This window comes from Actinomyces sp. HMSC065F12, assembly GCF_001814535.1.
Lineage (GTDB): Bacteria > Actinomycetota > Actinomycetes > Actinomycetales > Actinomycetaceae > Pauljensenia > Pauljensenia radingae_A.
Genome location: NZ_KV816954.1, coordinates 24,924 through 48,130, shown reverse-complemented (window position 1 = coordinate 48,130; position 23,207 = coordinate 24,924). Strand labels below are relative to the sequence as shown.

At 60.0% G+C, this 23,207-nt stretch carries 16 protein-coding genes, 1 tRNA gene and 1 pseudogene; 7 read left to right on the top strand and 11 right to left on the bottom strand.

From position 1 onward, the window contains the following. Positions 1-47 precede the first annotated feature (47 nt). Together rdgB and rph are read right to left on the bottom strand one after the other, a co-directional pair. Positions 48-683: an RdgB/HAM1 family non-canonical purine NTP pyrophosphatase gene (rdgB, locus tag HMPREF2975_RS02935; protein ID WP_070725657.1), complete on the bottom strand. Its 636-nt coding sequence runs from the start codon at positions 681-683 to the stop codon at positions 48-50. Between the two features lies 1 nt (position 684). Beyond that, complete coding sequence (gene rph, locus HMPREF2975_RS02930) at positions 685-1,467, bottom strand: ribonuclease PH (RefSeq protein WP_058236229.1); 783 nt, start codon at positions 1,465-1,467, stop codon at positions 685-687. A gap of 1 nt (position 1,468) precedes the next feature. On the opposite strand from rph, the gene nudC reads away from it, so the two are divergent. Further along, positions 1,469-2,554: an NAD(+) diphosphatase gene (gene nudC, locus HMPREF2975_RS02925; protein WP_227469158.1), complete on the top strand. Its 1,086-nt coding sequence runs from the start codon at positions 1,469-1,471 to the stop codon at positions 2,552-2,554. A 12-nt stretch (positions 2,555-2,566) separates the two neighbouring features. Beyond that, the gene (locus HMPREF2975_RS02920; protein ID WP_227469156.1) at positions 2,567-4,786 is read left to right on the top strand and encodes an ATP-dependent helicase; all 2,220 of its coding nucleotides are present in this window, start codon (positions 2,567-2,569) and stop codon (positions 4,784-4,786) included. A gap of 90 nt (positions 4,787-4,876) precedes the next feature. Here the strand turns inward: HMPREF2975_RS02920 and HMPREF2975_RS02915 are convergent, their stop codons facing one another. Together HMPREF2975_RS02915 and HMPREF2975_RS02910 are read right to left on the bottom strand one after the other, a co-directional pair. Then, on the bottom strand, positions 4,877-5,830 hold the full coding sequence (locus tag HMPREF2975_RS02915; protein WP_070725654.1) for a hypothetical protein: 954 nt from the start codon (positions 5,828-5,830) through the stop codon (positions 4,877-4,879). Between the two features lie 131 nt (positions 5,831-5,961). After that, positions 5,962-7,554 (bottom strand): zinc-dependent metalloprotease, encoded by a 1,593-nt coding sequence (locus HMPREF2975_RS02910; protein WP_070725648.1) that lies wholly within the window; start codon positions 7,552-7,554, stop codon positions 5,962-5,964. 126 nt (positions 7,555-7,680) lie between these two features. Here HMPREF2975_RS02910 and HMPREF2975_RS02905 point away from each other — a divergent pair, with 126 nt between their 5' ends. Next, complete coding sequence (locus HMPREF2975_RS02905; RefSeq protein WP_227469154.1) at positions 7,681-9,009, top strand: YlbL family protein; 1,329 nt, start codon at positions 7,681-7,683, stop codon at positions 9,007-9,009. A 78-nt stretch (positions 9,010-9,087) separates the two neighbouring features. Here HMPREF2975_RS02905 and HMPREF2975_RS02900 read toward each other — a convergent pair whose 3' ends face one another. Next, complete coding sequence (locus HMPREF2975_RS02900) at positions 9,088-9,660, bottom strand: PPA1309 family protein (RefSeq protein WP_058236053.1); 573 nt, start codon at positions 9,658-9,660, stop codon at positions 9,088-9,090. A 401-nt stretch (positions 9,661-10,061) separates the two neighbouring features. On the opposite strand from HMPREF2975_RS02900, the gene HMPREF2975_RS02895 reads away from it, so the two are divergent. Next, positions 10,062-13,094, top strand: coding sequence for a UPF0182 family membrane protein (locus tag HMPREF2975_RS02895; RefSeq protein ID WP_070725696.1), 3,033 nt, complete (start codon positions 10,062-10,064; stop codon positions 13,092-13,094). A 294-nt stretch (positions 13,095-13,388) separates the two neighbouring features. Continuing rightward, positions 13,389-13,465: transfer RNA gene (locus HMPREF2975_RS02890), tRNA-Met, on the top strand. A 400-nt stretch (positions 13,466-13,865) separates the two neighbouring features. Here the strand turns inward: HMPREF2975_RS02890 and HMPREF2975_RS02885 are convergent. Continuing rightward, positions 13,866-14,246, bottom strand: a complete 381-nt coding sequence (locus tag HMPREF2975_RS02885) for a YbjQ family protein (protein ID WP_070725646.1) — start codon at positions 14,244-14,246, stop codon at positions 13,866-13,868. Positions 14,247-14,373: 127 nt separating this feature from the next. Next, positions 14,374-14,970, bottom strand: coding sequence for a mycothiol-dependent nitroreductase Rv2466c family protein (locus HMPREF2975_RS02880; protein ID WP_070725643.1), 597 nt, complete (start codon positions 14,968-14,970; stop codon positions 14,374-14,376). Between the two features lie 139 nt (positions 14,971-15,109). On the opposite strand from HMPREF2975_RS02880, the pseudogene HMPREF2975_RS02875 reads away from it, so the two are divergent. After that, positions 15,110-16,267: pseudogene (locus tag HMPREF2975_RS02875) on the top strand (alpha/beta hydrolase); the annotation flags it as partial. 298 nt (positions 16,268-16,565) lie between these two features. Here HMPREF2975_RS02875 and HMPREF2975_RS02870 read toward each other — a convergent pair. Continuing rightward, the gene (locus HMPREF2975_RS02870) at positions 16,566-17,624 is read right to left on the bottom strand and encodes a glycosyltransferase family protein (RefSeq protein ID WP_070725639.1); all 1,059 of its coding nucleotides are present in this window, start codon (positions 17,622-17,624) and stop codon (positions 16,566-16,568) included. Continuing rightward, positions 17,621-20,080, bottom strand: a complete 2,460-nt coding sequence (locus HMPREF2975_RS02865) for a sodium-translocating pyrophosphatase (protein WP_371935760.1) — start codon at positions 20,078-20,080, stop codon at positions 17,621-17,623. Before HMPREF2975_RS02865 ends, HMPREF2975_RS02870 begins: the two co-directional genes overlap by 4 nt. A 383-nt stretch (positions 20,081-20,463) precedes the next feature. Between HMPREF2975_RS02865 and HMPREF2975_RS02860 the strand changes: the two genes are divergently transcribed. Beyond that, entirely contained in the window at positions 20,464-21,762 is a 1,299-nt protein-coding gene (locus HMPREF2975_RS02860; RefSeq protein WP_070725637.1) for a DNA recombination protein RmuC, read from the top strand. Here HMPREF2975_RS02860 and HMPREF2975_RS02855 read toward each other — a convergent pair. Continuing rightward, the gene (locus HMPREF2975_RS02855; protein ID WP_070725636.1) at positions 21,731-22,360 is read right to left on the bottom strand and encodes a dihydrofolate reductase; all 630 of its coding nucleotides are present in this window, start codon (positions 22,358-22,360) and stop codon (positions 21,731-21,733) included. The genes HMPREF2975_RS02860 and HMPREF2975_RS02855 overlap by 32 nt on opposite strands. Continuing rightward, complete coding sequence (locus HMPREF2975_RS02850) at positions 22,357-23,190, bottom strand: thymidylate synthase (protein WP_070725633.1); 834 nt, start codon at positions 23,188-23,190, stop codon at positions 22,357-22,359. The genes HMPREF2975_RS02855 and HMPREF2975_RS02850 overlap by 4 nt, the downstream gene beginning before the upstream one ends. Positions 23,191-23,207 lie beyond the last annotated feature (17 nt).

The window sequence follows — 23,207 nt, the reverse complement described above, 5'->3', positions numbered from 1 at the left end:
GCGGCTGTGGGCAGTGAGCCTGCGGCTGAGGCCAGTCTCTTCAGAATCTAGGACGCCAGTACGCGTGCCACGTGCGGGGCGAGCGCACGAAACGCAATGCCGCGGTGACTGATCGCATTCTTGTCCTCGGGGCTCATCTGGGCGGTTGTGCAGTCGAAGCCGTCGGGAACAAAAATCGGGTCGTAGCCGAATCCGCCGCTGCCGTGGCGTTCGCGCAGCAGGTGGCCGTGCACCTCGCCGCGTTCCACAAAAGTCTGCCCATCAGGTGTGACGAGCACTGCCGCTGACACGAATGCGGCACCGCGATGCCGATCGGGCACATCCGCAATCTGAGCGAGCAGCAAGTCCAGATTCGCCGCGTCATCACCGTGATGTCCACTCCAGCGCGCTGAGAAAATCCCGGGCGCCCCGCCCAGCACGTCCACCGTGATTCCTGAATCGTCAGCGATAGTGGGCAGGCCGGTCAGTTCACACAGGTGACGCGCCTTGATCAGCGCATTGTCCTCAAAGGTGATGCCGTCTTCGACAGGTTCATCTGCGCCGGCCTGCGCCAGCGTCACGATGTATCCGTCGTGAACTCCCGGCACGAACGGATCCAGGATTGCGCGCAGCTCTGAGACCTTATGCGCGTTCGACGTGGCAAATGCCAGGACTGGTGTGGCCAGCGCGTCGCCCTCGTTCATCTCAATCCTCCAACGAGACGGTTGTGCCGACCTCGGCTTCCAGTGCGCGCTGCTGCAGGTTATGCAGCGTCGCATTGCCGGCGGTGGCCAGGTCGAGCAGCTGCCCGAGCTCCTCCCGGTCAAAGAGGGCGTGCTCTGCGGTGCCCTGAACTTCGACGAATTTACCGGAACCGGTTTGCACGACGTTCATGTCAGTCTGGGCGCGCACGTCTTCCTCGTACGGCAGGTCCAGCATGGGAACGCCGTCGATGATTCCCACTGAAATGGCGCTGACTGAGTCGGACAGCACGGGAGCGGACGCCTGTGGATGAATGAGGCCGTTTTCAGTTCCCCACCTGACAGCATCGGCCAGCGCAACCCATGCGCCGGTCACAGATGCGGTGCGGGTGCCACCGTCGGCGCGCAGCACGTCGCAATCCAGCACGATCGTGTTCTCACCGAGGGCTGCCATATCCACCACTGCGCGCAGTGAGCGACCGATGAGCCGGGAAATCTCCTGAGTGCGCCCCGAAATCTTGCCTTTGACAGATTCACGCTGACTGCGGTCCGACGTTGCGCGCGGCAGCATCGCGTATTCGCCGGTCACCCAGCCCAGGCCGGAGTCCTTCCGCCAGCGCGGGACGCCGGCAGTCAGGGATGCCACGCACAGGACGCGGGTGTTGCCTGATTCGATCAGTACGGAGCCTTCACCGGTCCCGGACCATCCGCGGGTCATGCGAACGGAACGAAGCTGGTCGAGTGCGCGCCCGTCGGCGCGAGTTTCTTCATTATTTTCAAGTGTCATAGTGACCACGGTAGTGCGAACCGTTACTGTGGTCATTATGGAACTCGATCTTCCACTGGCGCGCGGCGCACTCGACGCGATGACGACGATGCGCGAAAAATCCACCATCTCGCAGATTCTGAACGACGGTCCTGCCGCATTTCACGGCCTTGTCGACGGGGAAGTCAGCAATATTCGTCTCTTCTTCCTCGATTCGACAGGATCTGTCGGACTCATCCCATCAGGTGACGGACTTCACGTCTTCAGCGTGCCTGCCTCGTGCGCGTCCCTCTTCTCTTTCCCCATTGACGAGGGCGACGCTGCCCTGATCGGACGCACTGGCAACGGGGTTGCCTACATCGCCATTGCACTGCCCACAGGACAGGAAGATGCTCTTGAAGAAACGCTCGGCGAGAGTGGGCAATCAGAGGGCATTTGCGATCTGAGTTGGCACAGCGTGCGCCGCGTCGGGCACCTGCTGAGTGACGATGACAGTGCCATGACAACCGCCGCAAGCGCCCTGCTGTTCTGGCGCGCCGCCACCAGCTTTTGTGCCCGATGCGGCGCAGCGGTGCGGCCCACAGGCTGCGGCTGGACCGTCACATGCAGTCAGTGCGATCACATCGAATACCCGCGTCAGGATCCGGCAGTGATCGTCGCCATCGTTGATGACGATGAGCGATTGCTCCTGGCACACAATTCAGGATGGAAGACGGGGTACTACTCGTTGATCGCCGGCTTCATGGAAGCGGGTGAGGCACCCGAACGTGCAGTGGCGCGTGAAGTGCGTGAAGAAGTCGGACTGGATGTGAGGCAGGTTCGATATCAGGGCGCGCAGCCGTGGCCATTTCCTCGCTCGCTGATGCTGGGATTCACCGCTCATGTCACGGGCGGGCACGACAGTGAGCCGGACGTGCGTCCCGATGGTTCCGAAATATCGGATGCCGCGTTCTATTCGCGCGACGAGTTCGCTCAGTGTCTGCGCGATGGTCGGATCATCGCATCAGGGCCGACGGCAATTGCACACGGGCTGATCGAACAGTGGTTTGGTGGCCCGTACCTGCATCTGCAGCAGGGCACACGGTCCGCAGATGCACGTGCCCACTGAGACAATGCCTCTATGACAGACAGCATGATGGAAGCGGAGCAGCTTCTGGACGCCCTCGATGAGGATCAGCGGCGCGTTGCCCAACAGGTACGCGGCCCGATGGCTGTCCTCGCGGGGGCAGGAACAGGGAAAACTCGCGCAATCACGTACCGCATCGCATACGGTGCGGCCACCGGCGCGTACGATCCGGTGAGCGTCCTGGCCGTAACCTTCACACAGCGCGCTGCAGCCGAGATGCGTCAGCGACTGCGGGATCTGGGCGTGGCTGCGGCTCAGGCGCGCACTTTCCATTCCGCTGCGCTGCGCCAACTGACGTATTTTTGGGAAACAGGGTTTGGCGGTAGGCGCCCGGACTTGATCGAACACAAGGCATCACTGGTTGCGTCAGCTGCCGCGCGCTGTGGGATCAGGGCGGACAAGACCACGGTTCGTGACCTGGCGGCAGAAATTGAATGGTCAAAAGTCTCCATCGTAGATGCCGAACGCTATGCGCCAGTGGCGCGCAGACAGGGACGTATCCCCCCGGCAGGCCTGGAGCACTCAGAGTTCGCTCGCCTGTTTGACGCTTACGAGGAAGCGAAAATGGATCGCGCCGTCATCGACTTTGAGGACGTGCTGATTTTGATGTGCGGCCTGATGGAAACACGTGAGGATATTGCCCGGCATATCCGCTCTCAATACCGCAATTTTGTGGTCGATGAGTACCAGGACGTGTCCGCGCTGCAGCAGCGCCTCCTGGACCTGTGGCTGGGGGAGCGCCATGACGTGTGCGTGGTCGGTGATGTCGCTCAGACGATCTATTCCTTTGCCGGGGCAGACGCATCCTATTTGGCCAGGTTTGCGCAGCGTCATCCAGGGACGCGCGTAGTGGAACTGACCCGTGATTACCGCTCAACCCCTCAGATTGTGTCGATAGCGAACCGAGTGATGGAACGGACTGGCAGGTCGCGACTCAGTGCAGGCACCGCAGCAAGTGGTGCTTCGGGTGACGGCTCAGGGGCCCGTCCCTCGACAGGTGCGATGGCCGGCGCCGTCCGCCTGGTGTCGCAGCGACCATCCGGTGCGGCAGTGGCGTTTCGGACCTATGGCGATGACATGGAGGAAGCTGCTGGTGTCGCGCAGCGCATCGCAGCACTGGTCAAGTCCGGTGATACCTCCTTGCATTCATGCGCGATCCTGTACCGCACGAACTCGCAGTCAGAAGTTTTTGAAACGGCCTTGTCGCAGGCCGGGCTGTCATGTGTTGTTCAGGGCGGCAAACGTTTCTTTGAACGTGAAGAAGTCAAACGCGCCATGCTGGTTCTGCGGCGCGAGGCAACCGCGCAGCGCCGTCACGACGGTGAAGACTTTACCGACGGAGCAGATGACGGCGCAGACGGGGCGCACGCCCCTGATTCTGTGGACGTGAGCGGCGACACCGAACTGGTTGCCACGGTTAAAGAGCAGCTCGCCCTGGTGGGGTGGAGCCCGGACGCTCCACAAAATGCCGGTGCTGAACGTGAACGATGGGACAACCTCAATGCGCTGGTCAGCCTTGCTGAAGAACGCGCCCACCTGACGCTGCCGAAGTTCGTCGATGAGCTGGGGGAACGCTCTGTCGCTCAAGCTGCCCCCACAGTCGATGGCGTCACGCTGTCCACGCTGCATGCAGCGAAAGGACTGGAGTGGGACAACGTGTTCCTGGTCGGTGCCAGCGAAGGGTTGCTGCCGATCTCACTGGCCACTACTGCGCAGGCACGGGAAGAAGAACGACGCCTGCTCTATGTCGGCTTGACGCGTGCGCGTGATCGCCTCGAAGTGTCGTGGTCGCGTTCCCGTGGCACTGGCCGCAGCCATAAGAACAGGTCACGCACATCGTTGCTCGATGGTATCTGGCCCAGGGAAGATGAATCTGCGCGCAGCGTCGCCCGTTCACGTGCGCGATCATCTCAGCCACGCCGCAAGGCTGACGATATGGAAGCCTTTGAACACGAGTTCGGGCCGCAGGCAGTGGCAGCATTTGAAGCGCTTAAACAGTGGCGTCTTGAACAGGCTCATGCCCAGTCGAAACCAGCATTTACCGTCTTTGTCGATTCCACGCTGCGCGACATTGCGTCGGCTCGTCCCAAGACGCTGCGTCAGCTTGGAGTTATCCGAGGCGTGGGTCCTGTCAAACTTGATGCCTATGGTCCTCAGGTTCTGGCTATTCTGCGCGGTCTGGACGACGCGGAGTCTGACGGGGCCTCGAAATAAGCAAGAAACCGACAGTGGGCGCGGATCCTGGTCGACCACACGATCTGGCACTTCACCACGCATCTTGCCGGGCGCGGCTCCAGAGCAGATTCACGAATACGCGCGGATAGCGACCGGCTCGTGAGAAGGAACGGCGTCTTCAAAGGGTGTGCCGTAAGCTCCGCACCCGCAGCGCTCATGTGGTGCGATCGCACTGAGCCTCACCTGCCCGTCGGAATCAACATGCGCGGTTAAGGCATCTGGCCCGCACATTTCGGACTCACCAAGTACCGAGTACCCCAACGTTCGGGCGACGGCCGTGGCCGCACACAACGCTGCCTGACACTCACATGCCGGTGGCAAGGGGGCAACCGGCCACTGTTCCATCTGCGTGGCCAGCAGCGGCCACGACGCATCAGCATCAACCAACGCCAGTGCCGCACACTGCGCGCACGGAGTATGCCCAGGTATCACCAACGGTCCGATGACTACGGAGCGTTCATGGCGCGTCATCACCAGGTGCCGCTGGTCATCAGCCAGTAAGAACCCGCACGCAGCCAGGTCAAAACTTCTGGGCCGAGACACCACCGTCAGATCACTGCGCGACAGGGAACCGACAAACACGTGTGGAAAACGCGCTCGGATCATCTCGCCTGCAGCGTACGCGCGGCACGTTGCGAACGTATCGGCGGGCATCAGATCAGCGAACCTCCCGATCGATGGTCGCGGATCACGAAACTCAAAACGTGAAAAACCGCTGCGTATCAGCAGTTCAACGAGGCGCACGCTCAGGGCGTCAAGCCCGTCAATGCAGATCCCCTCTCGCATGGCGGGTGCCTCACCCTCGTCAATGAGGTGAGCCGCGCGCAAACGGGAGACAAGAGGAAGCACGTGCGGCAGCATGCGGACAGGAGGGGCCTCAGGTGAACATGATGCAGCCTGCACGAGCCACTCGCGTTGCGCGGATGTGACCTGGGTGAACACGACACACTTGGATGGATCTGAACCAATCTGAACGGTCGTCGGGTCGCGCCAAAGGACCGCTGTTCCTGGGATGATGCGCATACTGTCTCCTCGCATGTCATGGTGTCCTCATGGTCGGGACGGTCACCGGTAGTGCCAGTCCAGATTGTGACGCCCATGCATGCCTGAAGTCAGCAGCAGTGCGAGATCTGTGGATAACCGCGGGGCGGCGGCTAGTCGCGTGAGTCGGAGCCGTCAGGATCCGTCGGATCAGAAGTGTCAGTGTCTGACGGGGCAGCGTCGGGGCGGTCGGCCTCGTCGGACGCGCCGGTATCAGCCTGGCCGTCTGAATCAGGCTGATCGTCGGGGATCACACCGGCTTCGCGCAACGAATCCATCTCCGGATCGTCACTCGGGCTCAGGCCCTCCGCCCAACCGAGCGTGCCATCCAACATGGCGCTCAACGCTTCATCAATGTCAGCCGATTCCTCGCGCTCGCGGGCACGCCGATCCAGGAACTCGGTCGGCTCGTCAAGATCCTGAGCGGTCGGAATCATGTCAGGGTGGTGCCACAGTGCTTCGCGCGCCTCGGTGCCCTGAGCCTGCTCAACGATAGTGAACAGCTTCGCTGCACCGCGCGCGCGACGCGGACGCATGGTCAGGCCGATCAGCGACCCCAACATCTGCTCGGCGGGACCACCCGTTGCGCGCCGGCGACGCATCAATTCACGCAGGCGATCCGCATGAGGCAGATACGGAGCGACGGCGCGGGCAGTGGTCACCTCCACCCAGCCTTCGACCAAAGCCAGCAGCGTTTCCAGGCGTTCGAGTGCTTCGGTCTGACGCTCAGTTGGCTCTGTGGCAAAAATCTGATCAGTCATCGACGTGCTAAAGGATGACGGGTCCGCCGGATCGATGTTGCGAGCCGCGTCAGCGATCGCGTCCGTGTCGATCGCAATCTCAGCAGAGTACTTTTCCACCGCGCGCACAAGATCAGAACCAAGCCACGGAACGGATGCGAAAAGACGCTGGTGAGCGCATTCGCGCACGGCGAGGAACTGCTGGACTTCCTCACGCGGCATTTCCAGATCCTTGGTGAATTCGTGAATATTGCCAACGACGAGTGCGGTCTGATCCAGGCCCGCCAGTGGAATACCCACATCGGTTGAACTCAGTGCTTCGCCGGCCAAGCCTCCCAGTGCCTGACCGATCTGCATGGCGAAGACCATCGCCGCCAGTTTCGGCATCATCTCACTGGTACGCCCGGCCAGCTCTCCAATTCCTTCGGGCATTCCGGGCATGTGGAGCTGTGCCATCATCTGCGAATCACCGAACTGTTCCTGCATGGCTTCGACCAGTGCGCGAGATACATTCGACGCGACCGGTTCGCACATGCGTTTCCACATGTCGAGCGTGTGATCAATCCAGTCGACGCGTGTCCATGCCTGCCTGTCGCCACCGCGGTGCGTAAAAGACGTCACCGGGTCAAGCCACAAGTCGGCAACCGTCATCGCTTCACGTGCCTGCGCAGCTTCAGCTGCCGTCACGTTGGGGGACTGGCCAAAAGTGCTCTGACGTGCCAGATCGGAGGCAACTGACCAATTGACTGGGCCTGACGTCGTGTTCATCAGCGCGTTGAACTGACTCATCATCGCCTGCAGCTGGCCAGGGTTACTCATGAAAGACGGCATCTTCGATGAGTCAAACCCCTGCTCACGCATAGCACGTGCGGCCTCCTCGCCGGCATCTTCACCAAGCAGGCGGCGCAGAATTTCTTCCAACGGGTCGGGGGCAGAGTCATCCGGGCGGTCAGTTTCATCGCTCATGCCCTGAGCCTACTCGTTCAGATGCCCCAGCGGAACACGGGTGCGATGCGTGCGCTGTCAGCGGAAAAGCACAGGAGCGACGTATCGACTGATGCCGGGCGCCTGACAATATGTCACGATTGGATCGTGCACATTCATCGCGATCACTCATCTGCCGACTTTGAGACGACACCGGGCGGTACAGGAAACCAGCCCGAAGAAACACTGAAAGACAGCGCCGAGGCGGCGAACACTGCGCGTGAAGTGACAGCTGCAGATGCTGAAAACGACGAGAACCGGCAGCCGGCTGCAACCGGCAAGAAACGCCACGGTCTGCTGCGAAACCTGTGGTGGATAGTGCCGGGCATCGTCTTTCCGATCGTGTGCGCCCTCATCACCCTGATCCCGGTGCCCTATGTGGTCAATGCCCCTGGTCCCACAGTCAACATTCTCGGAACTCACGAGGGCGCCCCTACCATTCAAATCAGTGGGAATGATCCGAAAACGGGCAAACCTGTCGAACTGGATCCCGTGCACGAAACTGAACAAGACGACGGTGACCGGACCGGGCAGTTACGTATGGTCACGGTCCTTCAACGCGGCGGACCAGGCAACAGTCTGGCAACGCTCGATCTGATTCGGGCATGGTTCTCCGGTCACGACGAAATCATTCCGTACCGGGAGATTTTCCCTCCGGACGTGACCAGCGAAGAGGCCAAGGAAGCCGCTCAAATGCAGATGAAATCATCGGAATCAGCAGCGTCCGTGGTTGCCCTCGAGCATCTGGGATGGGACGTGCCCGCTGACGTGCAAGTTGAGGGCGCCGTTCCCGGATCAGACGCTGTAGGCAAGGTGGAGCAAGGTGACCAGATCGAATCCATCACCACGCCAGATGGCACAGTGCATCCAGTTGATTCGGGAGCTGTCCCGTTTGCGCTGATGCGGACTGTTCCGCCCGACTCGCAGATGACGCTCACGGTTGTGCGTAACGGGAAAACGATCGATATCCCGATCGTATCCAGCAAGAAAGCGCTGCCGGATCCTGACTCTGAAGAAGCCACCTCGTCATCGCTGCTGGGTGTGTACCTGTCTGTTCATCCGCAGCTCCCACTCGATATCGACATCACGCTTCAGGATGTGGGCGGTCCTTCGGCAGGAATGATGTTTGCACTGGGAATCTATGACCGGCTGACCCCGGGAGACCTGACCGGGGGAGTGACAATCGCCGGCACCGGAGCCTTGTCATTTGACGGCCAGGTGGAGCCGATCGGCGGCATCCAGCAGAAAATGGTGGGCGCGAACAACGACGGTGCTCAGTGGTTCCTGGCCCCCGGCACCAACTGTGACGAGGTAGTGGGGCATATTCCCGACGGACTGAACGTGACGCGCGTGGATACGTTCGACGATGCGCTCACCGCCGTCACAGCAATTGCGGCTGGAACAACGGATTCGTTGCCCACCTGCGAAGCCAGGTAACAGCGCACAGGTTCCCTCGTCACTTCGCTGTAGGCGCCGTGACACGCCACAACATGACGAGCTGCGCAGGTCCCCTCGTCAATCCTGACCGTCGTCACTCAGGGACGCGAGCAGTGCCTGCGACAGGCCCGGAACCAGATCCTCACCCACCGCAACCGCTTCATCCGTGTCGAAGGTACGCGTGCGCACCGCAGACCACGTCAGCCCCGTTCGCATCGCACCGACGACCAGGCGCACCTCCGTGCGAGACGGGTGCTCCGCGATGAACGCCAACGCCTCATCGGGATCATCAGGCGCCGCAGCCTCCACCTCAGGGGGCACCACGATGCGTTCAACGCTCAGAGCTGCGCCCGCAACGGAGCGCGGCCATGCCAACTGTGCCAGCACCGATTCCAGATCGTCAGAGTCGAGCGGCTCCTGAGCGATGGCAGACAGGTGTTCAGAGGAACCATCCCACCCACTCTTGAGCTGCTCGACCACGTCAGCTGGCATGGCGGGTTCATCTATAAGCTGACGCGTGGGGACCAGGGCGTACAGCATCGGCGGGCGGTCCCACCCCAGGCGCGCAGCAGCCCGCTCAATTTCACGCACACACGCCGCGAGGGCGCGTTGAGCAGGAGACAGGTCACGGTCACGTTCAGCTTCAGTCATGGTCTTATCGTGGCACGAGGGCGGCCCGGATGCGAGGAACGACCAAGCTTGAGGCGCCTAATAACGGTAGAATGGACAGCACATGCGGAAATCGAGTAAGAGAGGATGACGCGGTGAGCGCCTTCCCGACTAGCAGGTCCAGCTCCGGTGATTCGAAGCCTTCGGACGGAAACGGGCCATTTGATACCAGCGAGATCCTGTCTGCGCTGTTCGGCCAGCAAGCCGGCTCAGCAGCCGGACGATTCAAGGGGACAGGCCCCTTCCGTCAGCGTGCCGAAGACGGTGATGACGGTTCAGGCGACTCCGGATCAGGAGACGGCGGCGGTCGCGGTTCAGGCGGTGGACGCGGCTCAGGTGGCGGCTCCCACAGCTCATCATCCGGTAAGAGGCGCTTCGGTCCGCTGGCGACGACTCTCGCGATCCTGGCTGCCATTTTTGTGATCGTCTACGCTGCGTCATCATTTTGGACGGAGATCCTCTGGTTCAGCCAGATGAAGTCTACGCGCATCCTGTGGACCCGGTGGGGAACGATGGCGGGCCTGTTCGTCCTCGGTTTCGCCATCATCTTCGCTGCGATCTCGGCGGCGGTTCAGATTGCGTACCGTCACCGCAGCGATTCCAGTCGAGGTGACGAGGGAGCCAACCTGCGGCACTATCGCGACACCATCGAACCGATGCGCAAACTCGTTTTCTGGGGAGTCCCGGCGCTCATCGCGCTCATCAACGCCGGACGCCTGTCCTCGCAGTGGGACACGTTCCTGATGTTCTTCAAACGTCAGCCCTTCGGCAAGTCTGAGCCGATCTTCGGAATCGACAACTCGTTCTTCGTTTTCACGCTGCCTTTCTTCCAGGCAATCGTCTCATTCTTCATGTCAGTGACAATCTGGTCGCTGATCGCCGCGGTGATCGTGCACTACCTGTACGGCTCGTTAGCCCTGAGCCCGCGCCCGCATGCCACAAAATCCGCACGCATCCACCTCGGTGTCATGGCAGCAATCATCTCCTTGCTTTTCGGCCTGAACTACTGGCTGGGTCGCTACGGTCTGCTGACCAAGATTGGTGAGCCAACCGACGGCGCGCTCTACACCGACATCAACGCTCAGTTGCCCGCCCAGTCCATCCTCGCCGTTATTTCCGTGCTGGTGGCAGTCCTCTTCCTGGTCGCCGCATTCAAGGGAACGTGGCGTCTGCCCCTGACGGGGGTGGTGGTCACAGTGGTGTCCGCCCTCGTCATCGGGATGGCGTACCCGGCTCTGATTCAGCGCCTCTACGTCACGCCGAACGCCCGAAACGCAGAGGCTCCCTACATTCAGCACAACATCGATGCGACGCTGGAAGCCTACGGGTTGAACGACCTCGAGTTCCAAAGCTACGAGGCGCGCACCACCGCTGCGCCCGGGCAGTTGCGCGAGGACACGGAATCAACCTCGCAGATCCGACTCCTGGACCCGCAGGTCATCACCCCCACCGTCACCCAGCTGCAGCAGTCGCGCCCGTACTACGACTTCGGATCGGGCATGGCCGTGGACCGTTACGTGGTTGACGGCGAGCGCCGCGACACGGTAATCGCCATGCGTGAGCTCAATCTTGAGGGCCTGTCATCTGAGCAGCAAACATGGGTGAACCGCCATACGGTCTACACGCACGGGTTCGGTGTTGTGGCCGCATACGGTAACCAGGTCACCACGGATGGCCTGCCCGCCTACTGGGAAAAGTCCATTCCATCTGAAGGTGAAATGGGAGACTACGAACCGCGCATCTACTTCTCGCCCTCGTCTCCGAACTATTCGATTGTGGGCGCACCTGAAGGCGCTGAGCCGCAGGAACTGGACTACCCCGATGACACGGCGGCGTCCGGCCAGGTGCGCTACACCTTCCAGGGCGATGGCGGCCCCTCGGTCGGTAACCTGTGGAACAAGCTGCTGTACTCGATCAAGTTCGGGTCCTACGACATTTTCTTCTCCTCGCAAACCAACTCGCAGTCACAGATTCTGTACGATCGTGATCCGCTGACTCGTGTGGCCAAGGTTGCGCCGTACCTGACGCTGGAGCAAAAGCCTTATCCGGCAGTTGTCGACATGGACGATGATCCGTCTACGCCGAAGCGTCTGGTGTGGGTCGTTGACGCGTACACAACGTCAAACGCCTACCCGTATTCGGCGCACCAGCAGCTGGATCAGTCGACAGTGGATTCGCTGTCCTCCGACGCCAGCCAGTTCGTCAGCGCCGGTAACACGGTCAACTACATGCGTAACTCCGTCAAGGCTGTTGTCGACGCATATGACGGGCATGTGCGCCTGTTCCAGTGGGACAACGAGGATCCGGTTTTGAAGACCTGGATGGGTGTCTACCCGAACACAGTGGAGCCGTTGTCTGAGATTTCCGGTGATCTGATGGCGCACCTGCGCTACCCGGAGGATCTGTTCAAGGTGCAGCGCGACCTGTTGACCTCGTACCACGTGACCGAGGCTGCCCAGTACTACACCGGTGGTGACCTATGGAGGCTGGCGCAGGAAACGTCAACGGCCGCGCTGGCGAGCGCTCAGCAGCAGGGTGTGGAGGGTATCCAGCAGCCCGGACAGTCCACTCCTCAGATCCCGCAACCGCCGTACTACCTGACCATGCAGATGCCTGGGCAGGAAAGCGCAGAGTTCTCGCTGACATCGGTATTCGTGCCGGGCGGTGCGTCCAAGCGTGAAGCTATGGCAGGCTTCCTTGCGGTTGATTCGGAGACGGGCAACGAGCCGGGCAAGGTGCGTGAGGGGTACGGCAAGCTTCGACTGATCGCGTTGCCGTCTGACCTGACGGTGCCTGGCCCCGGTCAGGTTCAGAACGCCTATGACTCGAACCAGCAGATCGGTTCGCAGTTGAACCTGCTGAACCAGTCGGATTCGACGGTTATCCGCGGCAACCTGCTGACACTGCCTGTTGGCGGCGGTTTGCTGTACGTCCAGCCTGTCTACGTTCAAGGTAAGGGCACGGCCTCGTATCCGGTGCTGCGCATGGTGCTGACAGCGTTCGGTAACCAGGTCGGGTTTGCGCCCACGCTGCAGGAATCGCTCGATCAGACCTTTGGTGGTGATTCAGCGGCGACAGTTGCTGACGAGGTTGGAAGTTCGGGCGACGAGGGAGACTCCACTTCTCCCGCTGTTCAAAGTGCGCAGGAGAAACTCAATGCTGCGCTTGTTCAGGCATCCCAAGCCATGCAAGAAGCCGATGCGGCGATGAAGGCCGGTGATTGGGCTGCCTACGGTACGGCTCAGAAGAAGCTGGACACTGCGCTGACGAACGCGTTGAACGCTCAAGCTGAGATGGGTGAGGACGTCAGCGGTGCTGCGGTGCCGGGACTGGGAGGAGCCGATGGCGCTCAGTCGGGCGCGACGAACAGTCTGACCGGAGACTCGCAAAGCGATGACGGGGGTGGAAACGGCTAGGGAGGTAATCGCGCGGGCTGACCTGCCTGACCGGTAGGCCGGACAGTCGAACCCGTAGCGGAAGGCACGCACCAGTGGCGGCTTGCAGGAAGGTTGTCAGACCTGAAGCGAGCCGCCACTGGCATATCTGACGCCATGTCTTCTTCTTGCTCGACATCTTGTGCGCTGCCACAAGACTTCCTGGAAGGTGAGGCAGTTGACAGATGCGCAGTCCTGTCATGATGCATCTCACCGCTGCAGCTCTTGCCGGGCTGGAAGCGCCCTATTACAGTAGAAGACACAAGGAAATACAGACGCGGGGTGGAGCAGTTCGGTAGCTCGCCGGGCTCATAACCCGGAGGTCGGAGGTTCAAATCCTTCCCCCGCTACCAATCGAGACTCTTGATCAGCACGAGCGCTGATCAAGAGTTTTTCTTTCCCGTTTTCTTTCCCGTTTTTCTTTCCAACCATCGCCGTTTCCTTACCCGCCGCCGATGAGCGAAAGCGTCAACCTCGAACGAGAGCGTCAACCAGTCAAGGTAAGAGAGCCGTTGCGGGCTGTCTCACCATTCGAGAATCGCATGATAGCGCGGAAAAGTCGATGTCAGTTCCGCCGCAGTAGTGCGTCGATGGCGCTTCTACCTTGACCGGTTGACGATCGGAGGGGTCAATGACCTTGACCCGTTGACGATCTGGCAAAATCCAAGGCGTTTGCCTACCCTAGACGCACCTTGAAAGGCCGCGTTGGTGTTTGCGTGGGCAGTAGTCGATTCCGATCCAGCGGTAGGCGACTTACCGGCGGGCACCTCGGGTCTGATCCATGGACTGCAGTGTGGCACCGGCTTGGCCCTGAGGAATCGGTGAGACAACAACTGCCGTTCCATGCACGCAAACCTCCGTCATTTGCTCGGCAAGCTCGCCGGTGTCGAAGGGCATCGCGATGACCGCGTTGGCTCCTCTGCGGGCAGCCTGATCCACCATGCGTGACATCACCTGTTCGCGCGAGTCGATCATGATGCGGGTGTACTCCGGGATTTCGCCTCCGCCGATGGTGCGGAACGAAGCAGTAAAGGTCTGGCCTATACTCGCGGAGCGAACCGTCAGGCCCATCACTTCTCCCAGAACCGCATCGATTCGGTACCCGGGAATGTCATTTGTTGTTACAACAATCATATGAAATACAGTAAAACACTCCGGGCGATAACGGTTTACCTCAGGGGGGATTCCGCGGCCACTTCTCCTGACGGCTACCTCATCTGGCAGGGCGGCTGTTAGCGCACTGCGCCAGGTGAGAATCAGATCAGTCGAACTGCGGGCCGGTTGTGCGCGTGCGCTTCAACTCGAAGAATCCGGGCGTACGTGCCAGAGCAACGCAGCCGTCCCAAAGATCCAGTGCCGCCTGACCATGCGGAGCAGGAGAGATCACCGGCCCAAAGAACGCGACACCGTCAAACGCGATGATGGGAACGCCAACCTCGTCACCGACCAACTCCAACGCATGCGCTACAGAGGAACGCAGTGCCTCGTCCGATGACTCCACACCGTTGGTGATAGCCTCGGGAAATCCGGCTGCCTTCACCGCGTCGGCGATGACATCACTTCCCAACTCTTTTGACTGATTATGCAGGCGCGTACCTACCTCGGTGTAGAGGGAGGCTACAGCCTCACTGCCGTGAGTGTCCGCAACCTTCTGAAACAATAACGACAGGCCGCGCCCCTGCTCGACATGTGCACGATACTCCGCATCAATGTCCTTGCCTTCATTCAGAATCGCCAGAGAGAACGGGTGCCATGTCACTTCAAAATCGCGTGCGCGAGCCACTTCTTCGACCCAGCGAGACGTGATCCACGTCCACGGGCATGTTGTATCGAACCAAAAATCTACGTGAGTACTCATATGTCTATCGTGGCGTATAAACCACGATCGCGCATTGCATTCTTGAAGGAAGGCCCGCTCTTCGCGCTGATTTCGCGAGGCGAGTCGTGCTTTACGGCATTCTCACAGGTAAGTAGTGCACACTGAGCCTGTGAATCTCATGAGTGGTTGGGTCGTCCTATTTGCCGGAGTACTGGCGCTGTGCGCACTTATTGGCACGTCCACGCTTTTGCGCCCTGCCGGACATCTTTCGCCCAATCGCGAGGGAGCGCGCACGTCGTTCATACGTATCCTCAGACGCCAGGTGACAGCTTTTATCGCCCTGTGCATTACGACGAGTCTCATGTGCACCACATTCGCTTTGCTGGCCAACCGCACCATGTCATTCCTTCGTACTCCTTCTGAGGTTGTGGAATTGGTCAAGAATGCGCTCGGTGCAGGCGACACTCGCGTATCAGCGTTTGCGCCACCCAGACAAGGTGAACAGGACCAACACGTCGATCCACCGGAACTCGCCTACGACGCGCAGCTGCACGTATGGCGAGGAACGCTGAGCGGCGCGCAGTCCGGCTTGACGCGCGAAGTTGCCGTCTGGGCGCCACCCGGCTACGCTCCGGTCGGAGCGATACCTACTGCCTCCCAGAGTGACAGCGCCGACACGCCTATCCCGCTTTCGCGGGCCATCGTGCTTTATCACGGGTACGTGGGAACAGCGATTGGCACAGTTCAGTCACTCGAACTCACCGAACGCATAGCACCACTGGTCGAACGAGGCGAGATTCCTCCAACGCTGCTGATCTTCCCTGACCTGTCAATGGGCGGGGCAGAGCCGGACTGCGTTGACGTTGACGGGCACCCCAAAACTGAAACCTTCGTTGTCACTGATCTAGTCCCAGCGATCCGCGCAGCATTCCCAAGTATTCCGTATGATCCCGACCATTGGGCCGTAGGCGGATTTTCATCAGGCGCATACTGTGCGCCTGTTATACATGTGCGCCACCGTGACGTCTTTGGGACAGCTGTGGCGATGGGCGGGTACGATACTCCAGAATTAGGCGCTCTGAAAAATGCCGATCAGGCGACAAGGGACGCATTCACCATTTCACACTTGCTCGCTCAGCCGCATGATGTGCCCCTCAGAGTCCTCGCGATGGGCGTATATGCGGACAGGGATGCCATGACTTTTGGCACTGCCTTGCAGAAACTGGCGCGCACACAACCTAACGATACCTTCGTATCGGTCATGAAGTCCGAGGGAGCCCACGGCTGGACAACATGGCGCGAGGATCTGCCCTCAGCGTTGAAATGGTGGAGCGGTAGGGAAGTGCAGTCGGACGCTCCGACAGCCCCGCCATGGTGGCAGATCACCCAAACTGTGCCGCTGATCGGGAGCTTTAGCGCGTGGGGGATTGCCATGGCGACATCCCTGATGCGTGTGCGGATGAGGATGCGTACCGGACGGGTGCGGCGCGCTGTGACGGACTTTTTCCTCGCGGCACTCACCTGCATACTCGGGGCGCTTGTAGCGCTCCTCTTGGTCAATAACTCCGAGGTTTTCTTCTACTCGTGGGATGATCTGTGGACGAATTTCCTCAACTTCCTGCACTAGCCTGTGATCAGCTGAACCACTCCTTGACCGCGGCGAGTATCTCACGGTCGAACGCGTCATCACTGTGACGGTCGTGGATCCACGACACGAAGCTGCCCGACACAAGCTCATCGAGCTGCGCACGACACCGATCAGTTTCCGTCAATGCCCAGCGCAGCAAGTCAGCAGCCGCATCCTCGTCGCCATCGGGATACATGAAGGGATACCCGTCCGGCAGCAAAGCCCTGGCCCACGGAAGATCCGGGAAAATTCCGATCGCTCCGGCACCCATCGCCTCCACATAGGACAGGCCGTAGGATTCCTCGCTGGCGGTCGCCACAAACGCCGTCGTGTGCGACAGCGCCTGCCAGTATGACGCGCGCGAGGCGGTCAGCGACCCCACCCAGATCCACGGCAGCTGTGAATACTCCATCGCCTTCTCAGAAACCAGGTGCGACTCGTGCAGTCGCACCTCCACACGCAGATCCGTGTCTTCCTGCACGGCGGACACAATATCCATGAACATGTCAGGGCGCTTGCGGTTGGCAAGGTAGATTGCCGGATACAACACCACGGGCGTGTCAGGTTCATGACGCGGCTGCACATGCTCCAGGCGGAATCCCAGGTTCACCCACGACAACTCAGCCTTCTGAGCTAACGGTTGAACGGTCCACCGCTCCACGACTTCACGCACTTCAGCCGCTGTGCGTTCCGAGTTTGCGAACGTGGGGAACAGAGCGCACGACAACGCGAGGGCACACACCTGGACGTGCTGCTCAAGCGTGTTAACCGGGAACCACACGAAGTTCATGATCTTCGGAATATTGCCGCCCGAGGCATGGTAGACGGTGTTCCATGTGCCCAGTGAGTCCACCACATCCATATTGATGATGACCGTGTCATCGGGATTGATTGATTCGAGCGGCATCACGGTGAAACCCTTGCAGCGCCGTGCCACAGGGCCGATGATGCTGGAATCGGGGAAGATGCGCAGGATTCGCCTCACCAAAGTGGCACCGGCGTCATGACCGGTGACTCGGCCGCCCTCGTCAATGAGGGTCGCATCGCGTTTGATGGCAATTCTCATTGCTGTGCTCCAATCTGAGATGCAGGGGAATCAGCGGGGGAGTCCTCGCCGTCGGCCGGATCCTCCATCGGCGCCTGTATACGCATGTGGTAGAAGGAACGGTAGACGAAGAACGCGGACACCAGTGCGAAAATGACGGCCAGCGTGTAGACGAGGGCGCTCAATCCCTGTCCAGTCAGTGACACTGCCAGTTCCACTGCCAGCAGACCGAACAGCGTGGTGAACTTGATGATCGGATTCAGGGCAACGGAGGACGTGTCCTTGAACGGATCGCCGACCGTGTCACCCACGATCGTCGCGTCATGCAGAGCGGTTCCCTTGGCGTGCAGGTCAACCTCGACAATCTTCTTCGCGTTATCCCATGCACCACCCGCGTTCGCCATGTAAATAGCCTGGTACAGGCCGAAGATGGCGATCGAAATGAGGTAGCCGATGAAGAAGTACGGCTCAACGAATGCGAATGACAGAGTGGCGAAGAAAACCGCCAGGAAAATCGTCAACATGCCTTGTTGCGCGTACTGTGTGCAGATCTCCACTACGCGGGTCGAATCCTTTTCGGAGGCTCGTTCCGTGTCATCGTCCAGTTTGATGGACGTCTTAATGAACTCGACGGCACGGTAGGCGCCTGTGGTGACTGCCTGAATCGATGCGCCGGAGAACCAGAAGATCACCGCCCCACCCATAATCAGGCCCAGCAGGAACGGAGCGTGCAGGATCGACAGATAGTTCAGACCTTCTTCGAGGCGATTCGTCAAACCGATGATGATCGAGAAAATCATCGTCGTCGCACCTACAACAGCGGTGCCGATGAGGACCGGCTTCGCAGTGGCTTTGAAGGTGTTACCCGCACCATCGTTTTCTTCCAGCATGAGTTTGGCGTTATCCCACTGCGGGGCGAAACCGTCGGAGCGCTGAACTTCCTCGTCAATTCCGTCGATCGCTTCAATGCGGGAAAGCTCGTAGACGGATTGCGCGTTGTCGGTCACAGGGCCGTACGAGTCGACTGCGATCGTCACTGGCCCCATTCCCAGGAAACCGAACGCCACCAGGCCAAAGGCGAAGACAGCAGGTGCCAGCATGTAGTCGCCCAGTGTGACCTCGGAAATCAGGAACGCGCCACCCATCAGGCCAACAATTGTGATGCCCAGCCAGTAGGCAGAGAAGTTGCCGGCGACCACGCCTGACAGAATGTTCAGCGATGCTCCGCCCTGGCGTGAACTCTTCACCGTTTCACGCACGTGGCGCGACGTCGTGGAGGTAAAGACCTTCACCAGCTCGGGGATAAGTGCGCCAGCCAACGTGCCGCACGTGACGATCGTGGCCAGCTCGACCCACAGGGCGCCGCCTTGCGGTGCGAGGACCAGCCACGACATCAGGTACGTTGCAGCGATGCAGATAATCGAGGTGAACCACACCAGCGAGCTCAACGGGGCCTCAAAGTTCATTGTTGTGGCATCGCTGTATCGCGACGCCACGATGCGCGCGTTAATCGCGTAGGCCAGAGCCGAAGCCAGAATCATGGCGACACGCACGGAGAACACCCACACCAGCAGCGTTGCCTGAAGAACGGGGTCATTGACGGCCAGGATAATGAACGTCACCAGAGCCACGCCTGTCACACCGTAGGTTTCAAAACCATCAGCGGACGGTCCCACCGAGTCGCCTGCATTATCGCCCGTGCAGTCAGCGATAACACCGGGGTTGCGCGGGTCGTCCTCGTCAATTTTGAACACGATCTTCATCAGATCCGCGCCGATGTCGGCAATCTTTGTGAAGATGCCGCCGGCTATACGCAGGGCCGAGGCTCCCAGAGACTCACCGATGGCGAAGCCGATGAAACAGGCACCGGCAACGTCATTGGGCAGGAACAACAGGATGATCAGCATCATCAGCAATTCGAGGGAAATGAGGACCATTCCAATCGACATGCCGGACTTCATGGGGATTCTATGGATCGGCAGCGGCTTGCCCCGCAAGGAGGCGTAGGCGGTGCGCGCGTTGGCGAACGTGTTGACGCGGATACCGAACCACGCCACGGAGTAGGAGCCAGCCATTCCCAGAAGCGAAAATGCGACCACAATGAGCATCTTCCCCCACGGGAAGCCGACCAGAACCTTGTAGTAGATGACGATAACTGCGGTGATGAAGACCCACAGAATCAGCAGGAAACGTCCCTGTTTCTTCAGGTAGGCCTGGCATGTTGCGTAGATCAGCTCCGCGACCTCCAACATGGAGCCGTGTACCGGCATCTTCTTGAGCTGCATGTAGGTGGCGAGGCCGAATCCCAGTCCAAGCAGGCAGACGATCAGGCCGATAATCAGCAGAGTCTGTCCCGAAAATCCACCGATGACAGTGACTTGTGACAGGTCAGGGAGCACGAGGTTTGCTTCACCGCCGTGCACGTTTGATGACGGGTCTTCGGCGGCGGGGAGGGGTCTGGCGAATCCGCACAGCAGCAGTGCGAACGGCAATGCGCCCAGCGCACCCAGGAATGTACGGCGCGAGCGCGGCGGCGTGGGCGAGGTGGAGCGCACGGCGCTGTAACGCGAGCGAAGTGAAGTGAGGGGAGGCCATATGGGGGTATGAGTGATGCGTGTCATCGGTCCTCGATTTACAGGTAGAGCATCATTGCTGTACTTGTCACCCTAGACATTTGTTGCTCACCCCGTTCGCAAACAATGCGGCCAATGTCACACGATGATTGGAAGAATGTGAGCCAGGTCATTATGAGGGTTGCCTGCTGGGTCCTTGGTCCCATCGGAGTGCGGAGTGGCTGGTGAGAGACCTATGGGCTCCAGATGCACACGGTGGTTCGTACAGTGAAGCCATGAATATATGGATGGTTGTGGTACCCCTTCTCGCACTGGTGGTGGGCATCGTTTCAGGGTGGTTTGCCGGGGTCAACCTGGGGGCGGGGCGTGCGCTCGATTCGCTGCGTATGCGCGTATCGCAGGCTGAACATGAGCGTGATATGCGTGGTGAGCAGACACGAGCCGTTCATGACCAGCTTCGTCAGCGCCTGGAAGAGGCGCATGAACAGCTCGCCGATGAGCGCGAACGATCCGAACGCATGCGCGTGGAATATGAAGACCGCCTGGCAGATCAGGCTCAACGCAGCCTGGGGCAGCAAAAAGAACGCGCACGGATTATGGAGGCGCTGGCACCTGTCAGCGACATGTTGACGAAAATGACGCATTCGATGTCGGCGATGGAACGATTCAGAGCTGAGGAGTACGGGGTTATCCGCGCGCAGCTTGAAGCATCGACCACGATCGGCGAGCAATTACGGGTGACCACCTCTCAGCTGCATGACGTCATGGGTTCGACGTCTGTGCGCGGCCAGTGGGGCGAGATCCAGTTGCGACGCCTCGTTGACATGTGTGGCCTGATGGAACACGTTGATTTCGACGAACAGGACACGCAGCGTTGTGAGCGAAACAGCGGAGAGGAATCGGGGCGTCAGCGGCCCGACATGGTGGTGCACTTGCCGCAAGGGCGCACATTGGTCATCGACTCCAAAGTGCCCTTCGACGCGTACATGAAGGCATGTGATATTCCCGACTCGGCAGGGGAGAGAGAAGCAGAACAGAAGAAGAAACTGCTTGCCCAGCATGTTCGAGCCGTGCGGTCCCACGTGGACACACTGTCGAAGAAAGAGTATTGGAAGAGGTACGAGCAGTCACCTGACCTGGTCATTGCCTTCATTCCCCTCGAATCCCTGCTGTCATCCGCGCTGCGCGAAGATCCGCAGCTGCTGGAATACGCCTTTTCGCGAGGTGTGGCTTTGGCGTCTCCCAGCGCGCTGTGGGCGTGCCTGAAAGCAGTGGCATATACGTGGCGCGAAGAATCAGCCGTTGCGCAGGTTCGTGAGTTCTACGCTCTGGCCAGCGAACTGTATTCGCGCTTGTGCACCCTCGCAGACCATGCTGAGCTTGTTCGAAAGACGATTGATGATCTGACTGAACGGTGGAACAGATTCGTCGGCTCGTTGGAAACGCGGGTGCTGGTCAGTGCCCGCAAAATGTCCCAATTGGATGAATCACATGTCATCGCGCACATCGAACCAGTAGAGAAGAAAGCGCGCAGCTTGCGGATCAGTGATCAGCTCAGCGGTGAGAAGGGCGAACAAATGTCGTGATTCTCCACCGAGCGTCACCCGACACGTCTCGCCACGACGAATCGGACCGATCAGGATCCACGTGCCAATGCTCGGGATCGACGTGCGGCGCGTACACCAGCGGCGTGTTCTGCCCGCTGAGCGGGCGTACATCCAGATCATGGTCTGTTACGACCAGTTCATCCACCCGATCCATCGTCTGCTCGTAGATCTGGGCTCCGCCGGTAATCCACACCACGGGAGCTGGGTCCCTATCCATGTCGGGTGTCGTCGCAGTGCTGGCGGTGATGGCTGCTCGCTGGTCACGGTGATCCGCCAGGTGAGCGGTTGCGACCTCGAGCGCCTCATCCAGGTTGGCAACGACCAGTGCCCCGGGGGTCTCGTAGTCGCGCTGGCGCGTCATGACGATGTTGGTGCGTCCGGGCAATGGCTGACCGCCCAGAGCCTCGTAGGAAGAGCGCCCCATGATGATCGGGTAGCCCAGCGTCATCTGTTTGAAATGCGCAAAATCAGCCGGAACATGCCACAGCATCGATGTGCCAGTTCCCAAAATGCCGTTTCGATCCTGCGCCCAAATCGACGCCAGCGTGAAATTGGGGCGCGCCACAAGTGTGCTCATACGGCGACTGATGCCTTGATCGTCGGATGGTGCTGATAATTGTCGATGTGCACATCATCAAAGTCATACTCGAACAACGAGGGTGCCTGATCCAACGTGAGCGTCGGGAACGGATACGGATCCCGTGAGAGCTGCTCGGTGACCTGGTCGACGTGATTGTTGTAAATGTGGCAATCTCCACCCGTCCAGATGAAGTCGCCCACTTCAAGCCCAGCCTGCTGGGCAAACATATGTGTCAGCAGGGAATATGAGGCGATATTGAAGGGGACGCCCAGGAACAGATCCGCGCTGCGCTGATACAGCTGCAGGCTGAGACGCCCATCGGCCACGTAGAGCTGGAAAAGAGCGTGGCACGGTTCCAACGCCATATACTCCAGGTCGCCCACGTTCCACGCGGACACGATCATGCGTCGTGAGTCCGGATTTGTGCGCAAGGTGTCCATGACGTGCGAAATCTGGTCGAAGGTTCGGCCCCCCTCCGCATGCCACGAGCGCCACTGGACACCGTAAACAGGTCCCAAATCCCCCTGATCGTCGGCCCACTCGTTCCAGATGCGGATACCGTGATCCTGCAGCCACTTCACATTCGAATCGCCTCGCAGGAACCATAAGAGCTCACCCACAACCGACTTCATGTGGACGCGTTTCGTCGTAATCAGTGGGAACCCCTGGGACAGGGGATAGCGCAGCTGCGCGCCGAAAACGGAGCGGGTGCCTGTGCCGGTGCGGTCAGCCTTGGAAACGCCTTCGTTCATGACGCGCGTCAGCAAATCCTCGTACTGGCGATCCGCGCCCACAGGTGTCTCACGCCCTTCAGATGTCTGAGTCATCAATCGTCGCTCACTTC